A 20736-nucleotide genomic window follows, 5' to 3' on the forward strand; every position below is an offset into this window, starting at 1 on the left:
GCGTTTACAAACCAAGCTAGCCACTGCTAGTCTTAAACAAAGATTAAAAAAGGCCTAGCTTCATGTGGTTACAACGTTTGGTAAGGTTAAAGGCGCGACCGCGCGGCTTTCATCTAATTACCGAAGAATTGATTTTGCAGTTACCTGAGCTGCAAGATTTTAAAGTGGGCTTGTGCCACCTGTTATTGCAGCATACCAGTGCCAGCTTAAGCTTGAATGAAAATGCAGATCCCAGTGTTCGAGCCGATTTAGACGCTCATCTAAACAAAATGGTGCCGGAAAATGCCCCCTATTTTGAGCACACCTACGAAGGCGCCGACGACATGCCTGCTCATATTAAAAGCAGCATGCTAGGCGCCGAATTAACCCTGCCGATTAACCGAGGTGAGTTGGCATTGGGAATATGGCAGGGCATTTATCTTGGTGAGCATCGCAATCAAGGTGGTAATCGGCAAATTATCGCTACCATCTCCGGTGAATAGTCCTTGTATTGCTTTACTTGTTATTCACAATACTGTCCCAATATCTTAAGCAAAGTCTTTATCTAAGTTGGCGCCATGGATCTGTTAGCTATATTTCTGCTCACCTTTATTGTGATGTTCTTTTGGCGTCGTCGAAAAGACGCTGAGCGTGCTCAACACTTAATCAAACAAAAATGTAAGACGCTAGAGCTACAGCTACTTGAAGTAAATTTTAAGCAAGAAAAACCGCAGAAAATGGCAGGCCACTGGCGCTGGTGTCGATACTACCAATTTGAATTTTCTTCCACTGGCGACAGCCGCTATCAAGGCCAACTAATTATGGCTGGCAGCCAATACAAATTTGAGTTACCCGTTTATCGAGTGGGTGATGATTTGTATGAGGGGTAGGCTAAGCCCTGCTAATCGTACATCAACGTTTCTGCCTTATTGCTATCAAACTCTTTCAAAGATTTACGTGCTAGCTGCCTAAAAGGTAGGGCTTTTACTATTTCTTCAAAGGGCTGAATAGCAAAGGCCCAAAAGATTGATACCTCAAAATAAAGAATCAGCAGTGCGCACAATGGAATAGAGATTAGCCATTGCCCTATAAAGTTGATTTTAAACACGCTGGTGGTTTTACCTAAAGCGCGTAAGGCATGTCCATGCACAGTATTGTAACCCCGCACTATCGGTAAAAAGATATACAAAGGTGCGATGAGACTAAGCGCTTGATAGGTTTCGGCATCTAAATCTGGGTAGATATTTGGCAGCATAAAGCTAAGCCCGGCAAATAACAGCGCACAAATCACCGATATTGCTACAGAAACATCAATACTTTTGTTCACATTTGCGCTTAAGTCATCGAGCTTTCTTGAACCAATGGCTTGGCTAATACTAATCGCAGAAGAGTGTGCCCAAGCGGCAATAAACTGGGTGCCGGCCCTAAGCCAAGGCATCACCAAAGTAATGGCCACGTAAGCGTTAATGTTGAGCTGGGAGTACAGCAGCTGATAAACACTAATGCCAATTTGCAGGATGGTAACGTTCACCGCTACCGGGAAGATTTCTTTACTATGTAGTCGAATGCTATTAAACAAGGCTGGCATCGACTGATTTAAACTGAGCTGTAGGCTTTGATCGGCTTTTAAACACAAACTCAAATAGCTCATGCGGATAACGATAGCTATTAAGCTACCCAAGGCTGCGCCCTCTACTCCCATGCCCGAAAACTCACCCCAGCCATGAATGAGTAAATAAGATAGCAAGGCGTTGATTGGCATTTCGATGAGGTAGCCTTGCAGCGGGATTTTGCTTTTTCCTTGGCTGTTAAGCAGGGCAATCATCACTTGGGTAACGGCGGTAAATAGCACCAAGTATTTAGAAATGGCTAAGTAGCTAATAATTTGTTGCTGTAGCGCGATGTCATCGGCGAGCGCGCCAACAATAGCTTGGTCACCAAGGTGCAATACTAACCAAAAGATTATCGCTACAGTTACGTTGATCGCTAAACCAGACCAAAAACCTTTGGCAATGGCTTGCTTATTGCCCGAACCTATTGCTCGACTAAGTACTAATTGTGAGCCGTTGGCCAAGGCCATTTGAATGCCCATGATAAAGGCCACCAGGGTCGCCGCTATACCCATAGCAGCTAGAGGGATCTCGCCCAGAGGAGACACCAATAAGGTGTCTACCATCAACATTGATTGCATTAATAGGCCGTTTAAGGCGAGCGGCCAAGCTAAGGCGATATTCTTTTTAAGGTAGGATTGGCTCGGCACAACAGTCTCTAGTTATAGCAATCAATTTAGGATAATCAGTAGTATATGTGGTTTTGTATTACAAATTAAGTTGATAGATCAAATTCTGTTGAAATAAGCAGCGTTTTACTAAGACATTAAAAAATAACTTAGCATGGCGCTACCACCAGAAATGGCACATAAACTTAAAGAAAATGTACGAATCCATTGCTGTGGAAAGCGTTTGCCGTAGCGTCGCCCCAGAAAAGCCCCTAAGAGCGCAGCAGGAATTAAAGGCAGAGTCGCAGATAAATGCGTTAGCGACATAAATCCTACCGACGTTTGCACGATGAGCGACATAAAGCAGCTAGCAACAAAAAAAGCCGACAGATTTGCTCGTAAATAGCTGGCTTGCTGATGTTGTAATAGCAAGGCCATTGGTGGTCCGCCAATTGAGCTGCTCGTTCCCATAAAACCAGAAATGAATCCGGCTATTGCCATGCGCCTAGGTGTGGGAGCGATACGAATAGGAAACAAGCTAATGGCTACGGCGATAATTACCGACAAACCTAACCAAAAAGACAAACTTGCTAGGTCGGCCCACAGCAATAAAAGTCCGCCTGCAACAGAGCCAGGGATGCGGCCGATAATCGCCGCTTTTAAGCCACCAAATGCGATGCTGTGTCGGTATTCAATGGCACTTAAGCTTGCTACTACCAGCGCAACCACAACCATGGGACCTGGTACATAAACAGGGGAGAGCTGGAACAATAATGGCGCAGCAATTACCGCTAGACCAAAACCTATGGTGTATTGCACAAATGCACCGCTTAACACCAGTAAACAGGCTAACAGTGTAATCACTTTGCCACCTCACTCACCCAAGCCTTGGCTAAGCAAAGTGGGTCGTTGATAAAAGCTATTCGCCTAATTAAGCGAACATATCGTTTGTTGCTGGTGGCTAAGAGTAGCTAGTTCGATTAAGGCAATTACTTCGCTGGCTTGTTGAGCACTTACAGCAAGTGGTTCACCCTTAGTCACTGCATTTACAAAGTTATCATAAAATGCCAAATAATTACCTTTAATTAATGACTTATGCAACAAGGCTTGGCCTGCTAAGTGAATTTCGCTGCGATTATTGTCTTGGCCAAATATCGCTGCATTTGCCGACAAGCCCGCTGCAAGTTGTTGCTCTTGAGGATCCATGCCCCATTTAGCGTAGGAGCCTTTACTACCATGTAGCTGAAAGCGAGGGCCCGGCTCAACCATTAAGGAATTACAGCTAAGCTGTACTTTTTTGTCCGGATAAATCAGCTGTAGGTCAAAGCTGTCAGGTGTTACCGCCCCGTCACGCTGAGTATCCAGATGAGCCCATAGTTTGTCTGGCTTACCAAATAAGCTAAGTACTTGGTCGATAAGGTGAGCGCCCAAATCGTAGAGCACTCCACCGCCTTGAGGGTCGAGCTCCTTCCAGCGTTGTTTCACTACCGGGCGATAGCGGTGAAAATGGGCGGAATAACTATGAATACGACCAAGATTTTGGCTAGCAAGCAGCTGAGAGATAGTTAAAAAGTCACTATCCCAGCGGCGATTATGAAACACACTTAAACACTTACCGGTTTGGTCTGCAATTTGTTGCAGTTGCAGACATTGTTCGCTGGTTATGGCCAAGGGTTTTTCAACGATTACATGTTTGCCGGCTAGCATGGCTTGTTCGGCTTGCTCTGCATGCAGCGAGTTGGGGCTGGCGATAACGACAATATCAATGTTGGGGTGATTGATCAGTGTATCGCTGTCCAAACATAATGCTTTGGGGTAAGCGTCGGCAATCTCTTGCTTGCGAGAGCTTGCAATGGCAAAAACGTTCAGCTGCTGATGGGCGCTAATCAGCGGGCCGTGAAATACTCGACCAGATAAACCAAATCCAATAATACCAACGTTTAACATGCGTGCTCCTATAATGGGCTTAAGGCAAAGGAATTGTTGCTAGCTTAACCGCCTCAGGTTGCTGGCGTATGACCGACAGTAACCAAAGTTGCGCGCCGTCGCTAGCAATGGCTTGCGCGGTATCGGCTTGCTCTAATGCTATTACCTGCAGCACTTCCCCAGATTGTGGCTCAATTTCCAATAGGCTACTGAATCGAGAGCTGAGCACAAACCAACTACCTTGATGCAAAGTCATGCTGCCTAATTGATATTGAGAGAGCTGATCTTGCTGGCCTGCGCGGTTTAGCTCAAAGCTTTGTTGTTGTTGACCGTCGCGGTTGCCGCGATAACAGCGTTTTAGGCCTTCGCGTTCGCAGGTATAAAGAAGTTGAGCTTGTGGATCCCAGATCAAACCGGCGGTTTTATGATGTAAGCCGTCACGTAACCATTTGCGCTTATCTACAAACTTCCAGCTTTGCTCGGCTAGCTCAAAATACAATAAGCGTGCATCGCTGGAAATACCCACTAGATGATCATCTAACAAGACTAAATCGGCGATATCGCCACTGGCGGGTAACTCTTCTAGTCTGGCTTCGGTGAGCGGCGGGTTAAGGTAAGCCAGTTTTGCAGAACCAGTGACTAACACGGTTTGTGGTGCCAGAGTGCCAATTAACCAGTGCTGTTGTTTTGGCAGCCACAAAAGGCTGGCCGCATTTGGTATGCCGTTTAGTTGCGCGACTAACTGCGGTTTTACGCTGTGCTCTGCTAAAGGACTATCTTGAAACTCACTACTTGGCGGTGGAAACATCACCAAGCCGACCAGGGTGCCAATCATTAAAAGGGCGATTAAACCAATAACTTTAAACATGCTGTGCCCACCTTGGCGACATCGATAAAAACCCGTAGCTTTTATGGCTTAGGCTGGTAATAACTTAAGAACATGGCAATGCAGCTTTCTACAAGTTCTGCTTGTTCGTCAGCGCTTGGCATTGGCATGCGGTTGATAATTTGTGGCCAAAAACAGCGGCCTTTTAACATGGACAAAAACTGACTACTTACCAAGCTAGGGTTTTCACTTTGGATGCGTCCGTCTTTAATGGCACATTCAAACCAATAATTGATGCTGTTTTCTAAGGTAGCCATATGTTGCATGGTTGCAACCATTTGCTCTGGCATATGAATCGCTTCAGCAATCACTAATCGAGCAAGGTCGATAAACTCGGGATCGGCAAATAACCTTAATTCTTTTTGCGCCAGTTGCTGCAGTTGTTCTGCCAAACTCAGTTGACTGGAATAGCCCATTTTAGTGGCTGCAGAAATCAAATCTAGCATCATGCTAACAATGCCAATAAACAAAGCCTGTTTACTGGGAAAGTGGTTATAAACAGTGCGTTTACTTACTTGAGCCGTTTGAGCAACGCGATCCATGCTGGTGGCGGCATAGCCACTAGCCTTAAATTCAGCGATAGCTGCATTGATTATTTGAGCGCGTTTTTTTTGGCTAAGAGTCATTGTTCAGGAAAAATTAATTTAAGCGGAATTGCTGTTGTCTGATTCTAACAAATTTAGTAAATGCATGGGCTAACAAATTGCCGCTGATTGTTCATTGAAATGTCACCTGCTGGTTCGCAATAACAGCCACACTGGGAAGGAGAATTGAGCATGGGCTTTCAAGATGAACCAAGACACTGTTTTAGAGCGAGAGTGATATTAGTAAAAAACTAAGCGGCTTACCTCCCAGTTTACGCCAGTATTACTTGTTGCTTAGTTGGCCGCTTCAGTTTGGTTTAGCGCCTGCTGTGGAATCGAGATAATAAAGCGAAAGCCTTTTTCTGGTTGAGTATCAACTTGTAGCTGCCACTGCAGTTTTTGGGTGATGAGGTTATACACTATATGCATACCTAAGCCGCAGCCTCCTTGGCCTCGGGCTGTAGTATAGAAAGGCTCAAAAATGTGGCTTACGGTTTCTTGGCTAGCACCTTTTCCTGTATCGGCCACGATGAGTTGCGCGCCTTGGCCAGCTTTTTCTAGAGAAATACTGATTTTGCCTTCGGTTTTTCCATGATCGAGCCCGTGAATAAGCGCATTGCCAAACAAATTGGTAATCACTTGGGCGATCGCTCCCGGATAGGTAAATACATGTAGATTGGGCTCTAGCTGAGTATTGAGGCTAACCTTAGTGCCCTTAAGTTGATGCTGTAAGCTACGGAGAACTTTGTTGATGTAGTCGGCAAGATTGATACTGCGTTGCTCTTCGTAGCTTTGGTCTACTGCAACTTGCTTAAAGCTGGTGATAAGTTCTGCAGCGCGTTGCGCACTGCTAATGATAATATCACTGGTATTGGAGGCATCATCAACAAACTTTTCAAAATTGGCTTTGGTAAGTTGTTGGTTTTTCATTTGAGAAGCCAACAGCGCAATCTGTTCTTTAAGGTGGCTTGCTGCTAGTAAACTGTTGCCCAAAGGGGTATTTATTTCATGGGCTACACCACTGACCAAGCCGCCTAAGGCCGCCATTTTTTCACTTAACTCAACTTGAGCCTGGTATTGTTTGGTTTCTTCGAGTAGCCGCTGGTGGTCAATAATGTCAGCGATTTGTGGTGCCATAAATTCGATGAATTCAGCATGCACACCTTCGGTGAGCGCTACCATATAGCCAAAGTGCTGGTTACCACTTTTAAGTTCGCTTATCACCCAAAGACCTTGATGCGCTTTGTCGCCAATTACTTCCTCAAAGGCGGCTGGCAAGGGCGTTACCGATTCTGCTAAGGCTAGACTGCCAGGTTGTAAGCGGTGAGCCAAATAAGTATGGCTTTTTCCTTGTTCACTAAAGCCTTGCTGATAGATATACAGCTCAGGTATACCAAGCTCGTCTAGGGTGGGTTGGGCTTGCGTTAAAATGGTATCTAAGGTTTGTCGTTGGTGCAGTAAGCGAGTTACCGCTAGGCGCTGGGCATTGCTGTCGCGCTGTTGGATAAGCAAACGGTTTTGCTCGTCGTTGCTCCGTAGTTCTACATCTTTTGCCGGAGCTCCGGTACTCGCTCGGAGTATCGACATGGTTTCTAATTGATATTGAGCGTCGAGAGTTGCTCCATTAATGCTTTCGACCACTAATTGCGCCGCAAGAGAACCAGTGCGCTGAGCGGGATAAATGGCGGTGGTGAGGCTAGGGCGAATGGCATCGGCATATTCAAAATCATCAAAGCCACTTACTTTTACTTGCTCTGGAATAGCCACTTGTTGCTTATCGAGTTCTTCGATTACACCTTTGGCGCTTAGGTCGTTAACACACATAATGGCATCGGGCAGGCGCTGCTGCTTGGCTAGCCATTGATGGCAGAGTTTGCCTGCACCAACCGGTGTCATATCGCCATGCAGGTGTTGTTCAGGAGCGTGACTTAAACCATGTTCTGCGAGTACATCACTAAAGGCTTTATAACGTTGCTGGGAGTCAAAATTGTTTTCTGGGCCGTCGATATACAGAATGTCTTTGCAGCCAATCTCTAGCATATGCTGGGTGAGTTGATACATGCCGCTGTAGTTATCGACCAGTACCGATGGAATGCCTTCTATCACTGATCCAACATTCACGATGGGTAGCTCACCAATCGCTTCAACTACTTTGCGCATTACTTTATCTGAGGTCTTGTAGCCTACACCGCCGCCGTATAAGACCACCCCGTCTATATCTAGTTTGCTTAATTGCTTTATAAGCCATAGATCTTTGTCTTGAAAATCTTGCTCATCAGGGAGGTAGCCAACAGGCATGAATAGGCAGCTATATAATTGCGGATCAAGACTCGTTTGAATGCCTCGAATCACCTGCTGATCGATGGTTTGAGACAAGGTTGGCAATATAATCGCAATGCGTTTTTTCATTTAGAACAATAGTTTTGGTGTTAATACCTTTCAATGTAACAAGTGAAACTGAGATTGCTGTGATTTAGCTAGGAGAATTGTTAATAAATTGTATTTTTGCGGCTTAGTGGCATGCTTCTTTTGGCAAAGAAGCATGCCGGTCACATTTAGCTAACGATAGGCATTACTCGATTGCGACCTAGCCTTTTGGCTTCGTAAAGCTGGGTATCTGCTGCATCAACAATCGCCCGAGACTTACTCACCACGTTGTATTCGGCCACACCAAAGGAGCTTGTGATGTTGTCGATACGTTGGTTGGAGCGACGATCTTTAAGGCTGAGCTTCTCAATGGCTCGGCGAACCGACTCTGCTAAATGGCGCGCTGAGCGTAGGTTTGATTTAGGACAGATAATGGCAAACTCTTCGCCACCAATTCGATAGGCTTTTGCGCCATCGCGACATGCTTCGTTAATCCGCTTAGCCACAATTTTTAGTACTTGGTCACCGAGTACGTGGCCGTAATTGTCGTTAAAGGCTTTAAAGTGATCGATATCGGCCAGAATAATGCACAAACCTTCTGGGCTTGAATCGAACAAGTCTTTAAAATCTGCATCAAAGGCGCGTCTATTCAAGGCGCCAGTAAGCGCATCGTAGAGAGCTTCTTTCTCGGTTTCTTTAAGTTGATTCTTTAGGTTCTCGATTTCAGCTTGGGCTTTGCCTAACTGAGAGTTGAAAAAGTCGGTGCTTTGTCGAATGCTGGCGGCGTCGTCAATCAGATTACGAACTAAGCCAAGCACTTGCTCTAGGGGAATGCCGTCTTCTTCAATGCGATTTAATTTGGCGAAGTTCTTATCTATGCTGGATTGGAAGGCGTTGGTATCTGAGCCGGTATCGGTCATGGTTTGTGACAGCTCGGTGGCCATGGCTTCTAGGCTATGGCGCATGCTTTTCACATCTAATTCTTCTTGGCTAGCAATATGATTTTGATAAAGGATTTGGCTGCTAGTAGTGGGAACGGTGTCGTATTCGCTAATGATTTCGTCAATGGCTGCATTTAGCTCAGGGTTTTGATCATCAACGTACAAATACCATAAGGCATAGTTGCTAGGTGTGGCAGGAATTTGATGCTTCATCATCAAAGGCACTGCCTTTTTTAAATTTAGGGTCGCTTTTTTTAAAATTTTATCGCTCATATGAGCTCCATCGATACTCGTTGCTTAACGCCATTCGCAGCCTGCTTATTTGGCGTTGTAAACAATACGGCTTTTGTTAATCAATAATGAACCAACAGGAGCCGAGTAAGCTCCTTCATTCGAGGTTATCAAACTTACTATGAAGCCTCGGGACACTGGTAAACATGTGCGCTAACTAACTCTGGCTCTGCTGTGGTTAAAGGAATCAGTTGCACTGCATTACCTTTAAGGCTAATAACCCGCTGGCTTAACTCTTGTTTGCCGCTATCGCTGTCTAAACTTTGCGGGTCTACGTTAAATACCCCTAGAATATTACAATCAACCACATCGGTTGATTTCTCGGTAATCATCACACCTTGGTTTTGTTCAGGAGCAGAGCTTGAACAAGCTCCCAGTAAGGCAATGGCGCTGGCAACAAGGAGAGTTTTTTTCATCGCGATTCCTACAATTTCAACGAATTAGTAAATAAAGGATATTTTTCTTATCAATAGCTTAGTAAATTTTGCTCAGCTATGAAAACAATTTGCTGCTTAATTGTTGTTTGTGTTGTTCAAGGGAGAAAATGGCCCAGCCTAAAATCCCAATTTGTAACTTGCTGAGCTAATGAAAAGCAAAAAAAAGCCCAGTTGAGTAACTGGGCTTTATCGATTTTAAACTTGCTTACTTGCCAATTAAGATGCGCAACATACGGCGTAGCGGTTCTGCTGCGCCCCATAGCAATTGATCACCCACTGTGAAGGCCGAAATGTATTCGGGGCCCATGGTGAGCTTACGGATACGACCAACCGGAACACTAAGTGTGCCAGTTACTTTGGTTGGAGTAAGTTCTTGAGCTGATAATTCGCGATCGTTTGGAATCACTTTTACCCAATCATTGTGAGCGGCTAAAATTTCTTCAATCTCGGCCACTGGAATGTCTTTTTTCAGCTTAATGGTAAGCGCTTGGCTGTGACAACGCATAGCGCCAATGCGCACACATATCCCGTCGATAGGGGTTTGTTGATCGCTGGTGCCAAGAATTTTGTTCGCTTCTACTTGCGCCTTCCATTCTTCTTTACTTTGACCACTGGCTAGTGGCACGTCAATCCAAGGGATTAAGCTGCCAGCTAACGGTACGCCAAATTGATCGGTAGGGAAGTCGTCACTACGCATTTTTTCGGCCACTTTGCGGTCGATATCAAGAATGGCAGATGCTGGATCGGCTAACTCTGTGGCTACATCGTCACGAATCTCGCCCATTTGGCTGATTAATTCACGCATGTTACGCGCACCAGCACCAGAAGCTGCTTGGTAGGTCATTGGGCTAACCCATTCGATAAGGTCTTTTTCGAACAATCCGCCAATGGCCATTAATAACAATGAAACGGTACAGTTACCGCCTACATAGGTTTTTACACCCTTGCTTAAGGCTTGGTCAATCACGTCACGGTTTACTGGGTCTAATACAATAACTGCATCATCTTCCATACGAAGTGCTGATGCTGCATCAATCCAGTACCCGTCCCAACCACTTTCGCGTAGTTTAGGGTAAACGTCTTTGGTGTAATCACCACCCTGACAGGTGATAATGGTGTCCATGGTTTTTAGGCTGTCGATATCGAAGGCATCTTGCAAGATGGTTTCGCCGGTGCCAACATCTGGACCTGCAATACCTACTTGAGAAGTACTAAAAAAAACCGGAGCTATGTGGGCAAAATCGCTCTCTTCGCGCATACGCTGCATTAACACGGAACCCACCATGCCGCGCCAACCAACCAAACCTACTTTCATGGTCCGTTTACATCCTTTATTTTATGATCTTTGTGTTTGCTGTTTGGCTAAACAAGTGCGTTTAGCCAATCTTTGAGATTACCATTGGCAAGCCTTTAACACTAGCGCTTATCAAAGAAAATTGAGCGCTTTTCGACCACTATTTGCGCAGATGATTGCAGCGCTATTTAGCGTGGGCTAGTTGGAAAGTTAACCACTTTGGGAGATTGGCGCTGATCTTCGCTAATGTTTATGTTGCGGCTGCGGCGCTTTCCTTGTGAATAGCGGTCGTAGCAAGCATCGGTAATGCCCATTTCTTGGCAAAATTGTACGAAGCTGGCAAAGTCCTTACCGCTAAAGGCGTTGTCACTGCGGGTGAGTTGGCTGTCGATGTAGGCTTGGGTGCCGTTAAAGTTTATATTGGCGCAGGCATCATAGGGTTGCCCATATTCACTTACTCGGATAGCGCGCACCATTTTTATTTCGAAAATCCAATCGCCAATTCTTAAACAACGTTGATCAAACTGTTCCATTTTGATTCCTTTAGCTAAATAATTTGGCGAGATAATAAGAAGTCGCTCACCCTAAACCTTGTGAGCTACAGCACAAATTAAGCCAAAAATTTAGCACTTAAAAATCAAAGCCTTAGTTATAGAGGTGATAAAAAGTGTCGCTGATTAGCGACAGTGGTGGGAAAATTTGCGGTTTAAATCTAGCCTACTAGCAACAAAAGTTTACACTTGTACCTTAAATCAGAGACTTAGCTTGGTTATTCATCATATGTAATAACTGTCTCTGATTGGCGACAGTGGGATTTTTGTGCATCTCTGGCATTATAGTCCGCTGTTTGGATTGTTGTTCCTCGCTAGGGATAGTTGTTTGATTAATTTTCGCGTGCTGGCCTCTATTCGCCGGCTTAGCTTTTGGGCCTTAGCCACCTTGGGGTTGCCCTTACTACTTAGTTTATTGCTTGCCTCTTATTATTTGCAACAAGTGTCTATGCAAGGCCAGCAAACCGCGTTTTTGTCGGCGCAAGTGGTGTCGGCAAGTAAACGTTTAGATGAGTCTTTATTAGATTTAGAACGCAGTGCACGGCAATTTAGAGTTCTTGCCGATGAAAATCGTTTAAAGCTTTATCAGCGCCAGTGGCAACGGGTATCTAAAGGTTTGTTTGAGCTGCGTACTGGCACTGAAGATAAAGAGCTATTGCAGATTGTTTATGAATTAGAGCAGCAACTGCAATCTTTAAGTGAGCTAATGGAGAGCCCTCAAGCCCTACAAAGAGTGGCTCTAAATATACAATTTAAGCGCTTTGCTAGCTTAAGTCATCGCTTTGACCAACGCAGTCAAAGTTTAATTAATGAACTGGCTATGGCTTTGCAAGATACTACGCAACAGGCGCAGCAACGTTTGTTGTTTAGCATGATAAGCCTGCCTTTTGCCTTGGCCGCGGCGGTATTGCTGGTATTGGTGATTACTCGGCCCTTGCAACAGTTACGGCCACAAATTGCTCGTTTAAAGTCGGGCGAATTTGATCAAGCCATTAAGGTAAGTGGGGCTACCGAAGTGATGGCGATTGCCGATGCCTTGGATGATATGCGTTTAAGGCTATTGAGTTTAGAGCAGCAAAAAACCGCTTTTATTCGACATATTTCGCATGAGCTAAAAACTCCGTTGGCGGCTATTCGTGAAGGCAACGAACTGCTCTATGACAATAGTGCAGGGCCTCTTAACGCTCAGCAGCAGGAAATTACCGAAATACTGCGCGATAGCAGTTTGCGCTTGCAGCAGTTGATTGAAGCCTTGCTGGATTTTAACTTGCTGTTGGATACCCCTGGTGAACAAGTTCATCACCCAGTGGACTTAAAGCCACTTATAGAAAAAGTGTTGGCAAGCCATCGCTTGAGCCTGTCTAGCCGCGGCTTAAACCCTAAGATAGAGTTGGGAGAGAGTTGTGTGATGGCCAACCAAGAGCAGCTCCGGGTGATAGTCGATAATCTATTGTCGAACGCAATCAAGTTCTCGCCACAAGCTGGGGTGATAAAACTAGGCTCGTTTGCCACGGTAAACGGGGTAAGTTTATATATTGATGACGAAGGTGAAGGCATTGAAGATGAGCTACAGCAACGGATCTTCCAACCCTTCGTTCAAGGAAAAACCGCTAAAGATCCGCGTTTAAAAGGCAGCGGTTTAGGTTTAACCATTGCCAAAGAGTTAGTTGAACGGCAACACGCCAGTTTGCGTTATCAGCGCTTAGAACAAGGCAGTCGATTTGTCGTAGAAGGTTTACAAGGAAGCGAGTTAGATGAAAGTTAAATTGTACGTAATGCTGCTTAGTATGGTAACGCTAATGCTTAGCGGTTGTGAGTTAACACGCCCCAATCAACCAGTGGTGCCTGTTAGCGACGCTCAGCAACTTGAGTTGGGTAAGTTTGACCCAGCAGCCTATTATTTAAACCTTGAAAGCCTTAGTGAAGATCAAATATTCAACGAGTTAGAGCTGTTATTACTGGATCCGCAGCAGGGTAATAATGGTATTAAACTTGGCCTAATATATGCCTATAAGAAGTCACCAGTGAAGAATCCGCACCGCGCTCATGCGCTGTTTAATAAGGCTTTAGCTAGCGAGCAAGTGTTTGCCCAACGTGGCATGCTGGTGGCTTTAAACGACCAAATTGCGGATAGCTTGCGTTGGTTACATAAATACGAAGATCTCGCTTCTACCCAGCAGCAGCAAGAAGATTTACTGCAGCAGCAAATTGGGGCATTAAAAATGCAGCTAGATGAACTCACGCGAATTGAGCAACAACTAAATGAACGAAATTAATCATCAAGGCGGAAAGCTACTGGTTGTCGATGACGACCCCAGCCTACTACGTCTGATAAGCCTGCGATTACAATCAGCCGGATATGAAGTGCACGCTGTTGCCAGCGCCAAAGAAGCTTTGGCTGAGCTGGAAAGCTACCCGGCCCAGCTGGTTATTAGTGATGTACGCATGGACGGTATGGACGGCCTTGCTTTGTTTAATGCAATAAAGCAGTTGTACCCCAGCTTGCCGGTGATGTTACTTACCGCTCACGGTAATATTCCTGATGCTATTGCGGCCACTCAACAAGGTGTATTTGGCTATTTAACTAAACCTTTCGATAGCCAAGAGTTGCTGGCAAAAGTAGCTGATGCTTTACAGCTTCAGCCAAATATTGCGGAAGGCGAAAGCCAACAACCTCAGGCTAGCTGGCGCAGTGACATTATTAGTCGTAGCCCAATAATGGATGTGCTGATCAAGCAAATTCAACAAGTTGCCCCCAGTGATGTAAATATCATGATTCAGGGTGAAAGTGGCTCGGGTAAAGAGTTGTTGGCTAAGGCGATTCATCAGGCTAGCCAGCGTCACAAAGGCCCATTTGTTGCGGTGAACTGTGCAGCTATTCCCGAAGGTTTGTTTGAGTCTGAGTTATTTGGTCATGCCAAAGGCGCGTTTAGTGGTGCAGCCAATGCGCATCCCGGTTTATTTCAAGCTGCTAACGGTGGAACCTTATTTTTAGATGAAATCGCTGATACGCCCTTAAGTGTGCAAGTTAAATTGCTGCGTGCTTTGCAGGAGCGGGAAGTACGTCCAGTGGGTTCAACCAAGAATATTCCAGTTGATGTGCGAATTGTCTCGGCCACCCATCAAGATCTATATCAAGCAGTGCAGCAACAAGAGTTCAGGGAAGATCTTTATTATCGACTTAATGTGGTGGAGCTGGGCTTGCCGCCATTAGCCAAGCGCCGAGAAGATATTCCTTTATTGGTGCATCATTTCAGCCAGCAAATTGCCGATCGCCAAGGCAGTGCGCTAAAAACCTATTCTCCAGAAGCCATGTCTAGCTTGGTGTCGGCGCGTTGGCCAGGTAATGTTAGGCAGCTAATGAATGTGGTTGAGCAAACCAATGCCTTATCTACTGGGCCGTTGATTCCGGCGCAGCTGGTTCAACAAGCCTTGCGTGAAAAGGCCGAGTTGGTGAGTTTTTCTCAGGCTAGGGATGAGTTTGAGCGAGGTTATTTAGCGCGCTTATTGCGCCTAACTCAAGGTAACGTGAGTCAGGCAGCGCGCTTAGCGATGCGTAATCGCACCGAGTTTTATAAGTTACTGGAGCGCCATCATCTGCGCCCCGAATCGTTCCGTGCTTAAAGGTGCTTTTCGTTAAAACGATCAACAATCACGGCACAGGCTGCATCGCCAGTGATGTTTAACGAAGTACGGATCATGTCGAAAATACGGTCCAATGCAAACAATAGCGGTAGGCCTTCAATAGGAATGCCTGCTGCTAGCAATACCGCGACTACCAAGAACGACGGGCCTGGCACACCTGCTTGACCAATTGCCCCCAAAGTAGCGGTAAAAATAATTGCCGCATAAGCCGCTAAGCCTAAGTCTACTTGGAACATTTGCGCAAAAAACACCGCCACTAAACCGTAGTAAATAGCATTACCACTCATGTTAATGGTTGCCCCTAAAGGCAGTACAAAAGAGGCTGTCGCTTTAGATACCTTTAGTTCCTCTTCTACTACTTCCATGGTAACCGGCAGGGTTGCCATAGACGATGACGTTGATAGCGCCACTGCTTGAGGCTTTTTCATAGCACTCATAAACTCGCGCACCGACATCTTAGAGAACAGCTTAATGGTGAGTGGGTAGAAGACAAAACCATAAATAAGAATAGCTGCTACATACACGCCAAACAGCTTAGCGACTAAACCTAGCATGGCAAAACCAAAGGTGCCCACCGATTCAGCCATAAGACCAAATACACCAAGTGGCGCAATTAGCATGACTACGTTGATCATCCAAATAAAGGCACGAATAACAGTGTCTAAGCCGCTCATGATAGGAGCTGTTTTATCGCTAGGTTGCTTAGATAAGGCAATACCGAAGAACAAACAAAACACCATGATCTGCAGAATATTTGCATCCATTAACGAGGCAAAAATGTTTTCTGGGATCATGCCGATTACGGTTTCCATTACACCTGGTACGCCACCTTTATCGGCGTATTCGTTAGAAAACATATCGCTAGCTTGGCTTAAGTCTAAACCGGTACCTGGCTGGAATAGTGAACCCATGACTAAGGCGAGTGCCACAGCAACCGCTGAGGTAGCCATAAAGAAGCCAAAGGTAGAAATGCCAATTTTACCTGCAGCAGGGCTGTTACCAAGGTTGGCTGCGCCAGAAATAATTGACACGCCAATGAGTGGAATAACCAGCATTTTAATTAAATGGATGAAGATCGCGCCAAGTGGGGCAAATATAGCAGCTTGCTCACCCATTACTGCGCCAACTACCGTACCAATAATCATTGCTATGACTACTTGTACGCCAATATTTTTATAGAGTGGTTGTGCTGTGTCCATCAAGTTTCCTGTTGTGAATAGTGTTATCAGTGCAATTGATGGTCGCGAATTGTACTGCATAAAAGCTATAAAGTAATCATATATACCTATTTTTGATTGTTATTCAGTTTTATGTGTTGCTGGTGGAGTTGGGGAACGGGCAGTTATTTGAGGTGTAATTGCGCTTCTATTGTTAAATAGTTCACTATCGTTTTTTCAACAGGCTATTATGTCGCACTTTTATTATTTAGTTTTCCTAGCATGCATACTTTAGAGCAACTTCGTTCCGGCCAACTACGCCAACACACTCGCATTAATATCAAAGATAACCTAGAGCAACTGCCAGAAGAGTTTGCAGAGTATTGCCCTCAAGTCGAGGTGCTGGACTTAAGTGACAATCAATTGAGCGCCTTACCTGAATCACTTAGCCAATTGCAAAACTTGCGAATAGTGTTTGCCTCAAATAACCAGTTTGAAGTACTGCCTGAGGTGCTGGGGCGCTGCGCTAAGCTTGATATGATAGGTTTTAAATCAAATAGCATTCGCCACGTATCTGCTGCAGCATTGCCGGCAAAGTTGCGTTGGTTAATTCTTACCGACAATCAAATTGAAAGCTTGCCCGAACAACTGGGTGAGTGTAGCGAGCTGCAAAAGTGTGCCTTGGCGGGCAATCGCCTTACTGCCTTGCCGCAATCAATGCAGCACTGCCACAAATTAGAACTACTGCGTGTATCCGCCAACCAACTGGCTAGTTTTCCTACTCAATTATTAGAGCTTCCGCGCTTGGCGTGGCTGGCGTTTGCCGGAAACCCTTTTTGCCAAGGTTTTGAGCATGGATCTGGTTTAGCAAAATATTCACTTGAAGATTTTGTGTTTGATAAAGTTCTGGGACAAGGTGCCTCGGGCGTTATTTCTCTCGCTCATCCTAAACCCGGTGTAGCGCTACCCAGCAGCGTGGCTATTAAAGTGTTTAAGGGAGAACTTACCAGCGACGGTTACCCAAGTGATGAGCTAGACGCCTGCTTACATGTAGACCAACACCCAGCCTTGGTTAATTTTATTGGTCAAATTAGTGAGCCCGATTGCTCTGCGGTGGTAATGAAGCTGATTCCCGAGCATTTTAGCAATTTAGGCCAGCCACCTAGCTTAGCAACTTGTACACGGGATACTTTTTTACCGGAACAGCAACTGGGCATTGCAGCAATTGCCAAGATTGTGGAGCAAATGCAAAGCCTACTGCAACACTTGGTTGAGCATCACATGTGCCACGGAGACTTGTACGCACATAATGTGCTGGTGGATGATAATTACAACATTGTACTGGGAGATTTTGGTGCTGCTTCGCATTACGAGTATCTACCAAAAGAAGTGCAGTTGAAACTTGAACGAGTGGAGCAACGTGCATTGGCGTTTTTTATCGAAGATATGCTGAGTATTTGTAGGCTAAATGAGCAAGCCTCAAATACCTATAAGCAACTTAAAAGCCAAGCAAAAGAATTTCTTGGCCTTTAAGTTATCAGCTTTGTGAGTGTCGTAGTAAATAGCAACCACACCTTATGAAGGCCGCTTATTGTTGGTTATTTAAGGTTCTACAGTGGCTAATAAACTCGTGGGCTTCTGCATTATCTGATGGGAAGCGCATCTCTAAGCTTGATTCAATAAGTTGCGGCTCATTTTCATCAATGGCGATGCAATAGTGCTGGTTAGCATCTTCCGCAAAAATGGTATGCGTATAAAGAAAGTTTTGGTCCTCATCGTATAAGTCGAAGGTATTGCTTGCCCCATAACTCACACGAAATACTGCATATTGATAAGCTGGGTTGTTCGCGTCATCTAAAGGTTCTTCACCATCAAGGCGTTGATTTAATGTAACGTTCACCTGTTCAACGCCGTTCGCTATTAACAAGCGCTTAAAGTTGACCGTATCGTTGTTTGCTACATCTTCAGGGAAAGATTGTTGTGAAGGGTAAAATGTTAGAAACACGCGGTTGAGATCATCGGTTTCAGATGAATTATTACAGGCCGTTAAGCCTAAAGTTAATAGCAGTGCGCTAAGTAATCGACAGGTCATGTGCTTTCCTATTTATAGTTTTTCACATCCTGTGGTTTGGCTTCCTTAAGAGACGCTTCAAAAAGCTTGAAGCGTCCTCTTCAGTTTTATTCGGCTTTTTCTTCCACGCCTTCATTAATTGTTCGGCAGGCTAAAATGAACTCGTGGGCTTCTTTTTTGGTTTCGGCAATTTTAACGGGCGAGTCCACTACTAGCTCAAATTTGCTCATGTAGATACTGGGTAAGCAAAGGTGGCGCTGGGTCATATCTGCGAAGATATCGATGTTATATAAAAACTCACCGCTCTCAGAGTAAACATCTAAGGTAGTGCTGCCTAAAAAATCAATTATGAAAGTAGCATTTTGGCTGGCGTCTTCACCGTTGATTCTTGGTTGCTCACCATCACGACGTTGGTTAATGGTGATGCTTTGCGCGGGTGACCCGCCATCAGCTCTAAAGTGACGTTTTTGAGTAATCGTTTCAGTGTCGCCGGCAGCACCAGGGAAAGACGTTGCAGGGGGGTAAAAAGTGACAGCGATTTGGCTTCTGGGTTGGTCATCTTCAACAGAACAAGCCATCAATAAAGCAGACAGTAGCGCAACAACAGCAATACGCGGGGACAACATTTAAACTCCTAAATAAGCAACAAGGCTAACTTTCCTGTTAGCTATTATCGTCCCTGAGTAATTACCGAGCTTTTTACAGAAAGCGTTTAACAGACGCAAGTGAAACTTTTAATTGTTGGCTAACTATCGGTAATTATTTTAGTTTTTGCGAGATTAATAACACAAAGCTTACTAATTGCTTAGCTCTAGGTCCGCCAACGGTTGCCTAAAAATCTGTACATGATATTTTCGTTGCACGATTTAGTTAAGGACTTCAGCCATGCCAAAGGCCAGTGAAATAAAAAAGAATGCCGCCATCGAACATAACGGCAAAGTGTATTTTGTAAAAGACATCGCTAAGTTAACCCCTAGCGGACGTGCTGGTGCTAGCCTGTACCGTATGCGCTTATACGATGTAGCCACCGGCGCAAAGGCTGACGAAAGCTTTAAAGCCGACGAAATGATTAACCTTGCGGATGTGAGCCGTCATCAAGTGATGTTTTCTTACATTGATGGTGACGAGTATGTGTTTATGGATAACGAGGACTACACCCCATACAACCTAAACAGCGAAACCATCGCCGATGAAATCCCTTTTATCACCGAAGATACCGCGGGTATGCAAGTGGTTACCGTAGACGGAGCCCCAGTAGCTGTAGAACTACCTGCCAGTGTTGAGTTGGTTATCGTAGAAACTGACCCTTCAATTAAAGGTGCTTCAGCTAGTGCCCGCACCAAGCCTGCTATCTTAAGCACCGGCTTGTCGGTACAGGTGCCTGAATACATCGCCAGCGGCGAGAAGATTAAGGTAAGCACTGCCGAGAAGAAATTTATGAGTCGCGCAGAGAAGTAACTTGCTTTGATGGAAGTTAGGTGGACAAAGCAGCTTTAGGGCTGCTTTTTTGTTTCAAGGAATGAAATGTGAGCAGTGACTGGAGCTTTTCTAGCTCAAAATCTTATCAACTAAAAACAGCATCTATTGGTTTGGCTTTCTGGCTAGGCTTTAATTTACTAACAGGCTTCATTACCGGAGACAGAAGTTTAGATGACAATTATTTTGTTTTGTTTCTGGTTATTATTTATGTGGCCATTAAATGCAGTTACAAAGCGGTATTAGTAAATTCTTATCTTACTATTTCACGTTTTGGAATGGTCACCGCATACGTCGATTTGTATAAGCTAGAAACTGTTGCTTCTAATAAAAAAGAACTCAACTTGGTGACCATGGATCAGGCGCGTTACAAGCTTAAACTTTCCAAATTACCTGAAAGTTCTCATGTTGATATTCGTAACTCAATCATACCGCTAGCTGGTGAGCGACAGCCTGTGCCTGCAGCAGTTGTTGGTTTGAAAAAAGATGATAAGCGTCAGCAAGTTATTTCGGTTTTTGGCGTAGCATTTGGCTTGGTTTTAATTTTTGAAAGTATCAGTTCCATTGGTAACGGTAATCTAAACTTTGCTTCAGAAGGTTCTCGATTAAATGCTCAGTTAGTTACTTTGTTACACGGGCTTCTTGTTGCCAGCCTATTGATAGGTAATGGGCTGAGTCAGTTTTACGGCAAAACGATCTATCAGCGTATTAAGAGAGCTAAAGCCAATACCGTTGTATTAATCGCATTTATCTTATTTGGGATCACAGTAGGCCTAAATGAAAACGGTGTGTTCAATCAGCTTGAAAACCCGATATTGGCCAATGTTATCGCTATTTCTCTTACTCTAACCTTTGTCGGCCTGTTGGTATTTGCCTATTTTTTAAAGAAAAAGACAGGGGCGTAAACTGCTAT

General features: G+C 44.8%; 21 protein-coding genes. 8 read left to right on the top strand and 13 right to left on the bottom strand.

What is annotated here, in order from left to right; all coding sequences use genetic code 11:
• Window positions 1-62 precede the first annotated feature (62 nt).
• Both K5620_RS00235 and K5620_RS00240 read left to right on the top strand, forming a co-directional pair.
• The gene (locus K5620_RS00235) at window positions 63-482 is read left to right on the top strand and encodes a secondary thiamine-phosphate synthase enzyme YjbQ (protein WP_016403840.1); all 420 of its coding nucleotides are present in this window, start codon (window positions 63-65) and stop codon (window positions 480-482) included.
• A gap of 75 nt (window positions 483-557) precedes the next feature.
• Window positions 558-869 carry a DUF3301 domain-containing protein gene (locus K5620_RS00240; RefSeq protein WP_016403839.1) on the top strand — a complete coding sequence of 104 codons (312 nt, stop codon included), beginning with the start codon at window positions 558-560 and terminating at the stop codon, window positions 867-869.
• An 11-nt stretch (window positions 870-880) separates the two neighbouring features.
• Here K5620_RS00240 and K5620_RS00245 read toward each other — a convergent pair whose 3' ends face one another.
• From K5620_RS00245 to K5620_RS00290, 10 genes are all read right to left on the bottom strand, one after another.
• Window positions 881-2239 carry an MATE family efflux transporter gene (locus K5620_RS00245; protein WP_016403838.1) on the bottom strand — a complete coding sequence of 453 codons (1359 nt, stop codon included), beginning with the start codon at window positions 2237-2239 and terminating at the stop codon, window positions 881-883.
• Window positions 2240-2347: 108 nt separating this feature from the next.
• Entirely contained in the window at window positions 2348-3061 is a 714-nt protein-coding gene (locus K5620_RS00250) for a sulfite exporter TauE/SafE family protein (protein ID WP_016403837.1), read from the bottom strand.
• A gap of 63 nt (window positions 3062-3124) precedes the next feature.
• Window positions 3125-4144 carry a Gfo/Idh/MocA family oxidoreductase gene (locus tag K5620_RS00255; RefSeq protein ID WP_016403836.1) on the bottom strand — a complete coding sequence of 340 codons (1020 nt, stop codon included), beginning with the start codon at window positions 4142-4144 and terminating at the stop codon, window positions 3125-3127.
• A gap of 19 nt (window positions 4145-4163) precedes the next feature.
• Window positions 4164-4991 carry a hypothetical protein gene (locus K5620_RS00260; RefSeq protein WP_016403835.1) on the bottom strand — a complete coding sequence of 276 codons (828 nt, stop codon included), beginning with the start codon at window positions 4989-4991 and terminating at the stop codon, window positions 4164-4166.
• 41 nt (window positions 4992-5032) lie between these two features.
• Window positions 5033-5635, bottom strand: a complete 603-nt coding sequence (locus K5620_RS00265) for a TetR/AcrR family transcriptional regulator (RefSeq protein WP_016403834.1) — start codon at window positions 5633-5635, stop codon at window positions 5033-5035.
• Between the two features lie 252 nt (window positions 5636-5887).
• A complete protein-coding gene (locus K5620_RS00270; protein WP_016403833.1) occupies window positions 5888-8002 on the bottom strand; it encodes a substrate-binding domain-containing protein in 2115 nt (704 codons plus the stop codon).
• A gap of 146 nt (window positions 8003-8148) precedes the next feature.
• On the bottom strand, window positions 8149-9174 hold the full coding sequence (locus K5620_RS00275) for a GGDEF domain-containing protein (protein WP_016403832.1): 1026 nt from the start codon (window positions 9172-9174) through the stop codon (window positions 8149-8151).
• 137 nt (window positions 9175-9311) lie between these two features.
• On the bottom strand, window positions 9312-9608 hold the full coding sequence (locus tag K5620_RS00280) for a putative periplasmic lipoprotein (RefSeq protein WP_016403831.1): 297 nt from the start codon (window positions 9606-9608) through the stop codon (window positions 9312-9314).
• A gap of 226 nt (window positions 9609-9834) precedes the next feature.
• Window positions 9835-10944 (bottom strand): aspartate-semialdehyde dehydrogenase, encoded by a 1110-nt coding sequence (gene asd, locus K5620_RS00285; protein ID WP_016403830.1) that lies wholly within the window; start codon window positions 10942-10944, stop codon window positions 9835-9837.
• Between the two features lie 167 nt (window positions 10945-11111).
• Window positions 11112-11456, bottom strand: a complete 345-nt coding sequence (locus K5620_RS00290) for a hypothetical protein (RefSeq protein ID WP_016403829.1) — start codon at window positions 11454-11456, stop codon at window positions 11112-11114.
• Between the two features lie 346 nt (window positions 11457-11802).
• Between K5620_RS00290 and K5620_RS00295 the strand changes: the two genes are divergently transcribed.
• From K5620_RS00295 to K5620_RS00305, 3 genes are read left to right on the top strand one after another with little or no spacing between them, the layout of a single operon-like run.
• Entirely contained in the window at window positions 11803-13239 is a 1437-nt protein-coding gene (locus K5620_RS00295; RefSeq protein WP_016403828.1) for a HAMP domain-containing sensor histidine kinase, read from the top strand.
• On the top strand, window positions 13229-13750 hold the full coding sequence (locus K5620_RS00300) for a hypothetical protein (protein WP_016403827.1): 522 nt from the start codon (window positions 13229-13231) through the stop codon (window positions 13748-13750). The genes K5620_RS00295 and K5620_RS00300 overlap by 11 nt, the downstream gene beginning before the upstream one ends.
• Complete coding sequence (locus K5620_RS00305; RefSeq protein ID WP_016403826.1) at window positions 13737-15098, top strand: sigma 54-interacting transcriptional regulator; 1362 nt, start codon at window positions 13737-13739, stop codon at window positions 15096-15098. Before K5620_RS00300 ends, K5620_RS00305 begins: the two co-directional genes overlap by 14 nt.
• Here K5620_RS00305 and K5620_RS00310 read toward each other — a convergent pair.
• The gene (locus tag K5620_RS00310) at window positions 15095-16318 is read right to left on the bottom strand and encodes a dicarboxylate/amino acid:cation symporter (RefSeq protein WP_016403825.1); all 1224 of its coding nucleotides are present in this window, start codon (window positions 16316-16318) and stop codon (window positions 15095-15097) included. The two genes, K5620_RS00305 and K5620_RS00310, sit on opposite strands and share 4 nt — an antisense overlap.
• A gap of 240 nt (window positions 16319-16558) precedes the next feature.
• Here K5620_RS00310 and K5620_RS00315 point away from each other — a divergent pair, with 240 nt between their 5' ends.
• Window positions 16559-17809 (top strand): leucine-rich repeat-containing protein kinase family protein, encoded by a 1251-nt coding sequence (locus K5620_RS00315; RefSeq protein ID WP_221077433.1) that lies wholly within the window; start codon window positions 16559-16561, stop codon window positions 17807-17809.
• A 55-nt stretch (window positions 17810-17864) separates the two neighbouring features.
• On the opposite strand, the gene K5620_RS00320 is transcribed toward K5620_RS00315, so the two are convergent.
• Both K5620_RS00320 and K5620_RS00325 read right to left on the bottom strand, forming a co-directional pair.
• Window positions 17865-18368, bottom strand: coding sequence for a hypothetical protein (locus tag K5620_RS00320; protein ID WP_016404046.1), 504 nt, complete (start codon window positions 18366-18368; stop codon window positions 17865-17867).
• An 86-nt stretch (window positions 18369-18454) separates the two neighbouring features.
• Window positions 18455-18973: a hypothetical protein gene (locus K5620_RS00325; protein ID WP_016404047.1), complete on the bottom strand. Its 519-nt coding sequence runs from the start codon at window positions 18971-18973 to the stop codon at window positions 18455-18457.
• A gap of 259 nt (window positions 18974-19232) precedes the next feature.
• Between K5620_RS00325 and efpL the strand changes: the two genes are divergently transcribed.
• Together efpL and K5620_RS00335 are read left to right on the top strand one after the other, a co-directional pair.
• Complete coding sequence (efpL, locus tag K5620_RS00330) at window positions 19233-19805, top strand: elongation factor P-like protein EfpL (RefSeq protein WP_016404048.1); 573 nt, start codon at window positions 19233-19235, stop codon at window positions 19803-19805.
• A 68-nt stretch (window positions 19806-19873) separates the two neighbouring features.
• On the top strand, window positions 19874-20728 hold the full coding sequence (locus tag K5620_RS00335; RefSeq protein ID WP_016404049.1) for a hypothetical protein: 855 nt from the start codon (window positions 19874-19876) through the stop codon (window positions 20726-20728).
• The last annotated feature ends 8 nt before the right edge of the window (window positions 20729-20736 follow it).

The organism is Agarivorans albus (assembly GCF_019670105.1).
Lineage (GTDB): Bacteria > Pseudomonadota > Gammaproteobacteria > Enterobacterales > Celerinatantimonadaceae > Agarivorans > Agarivorans albus.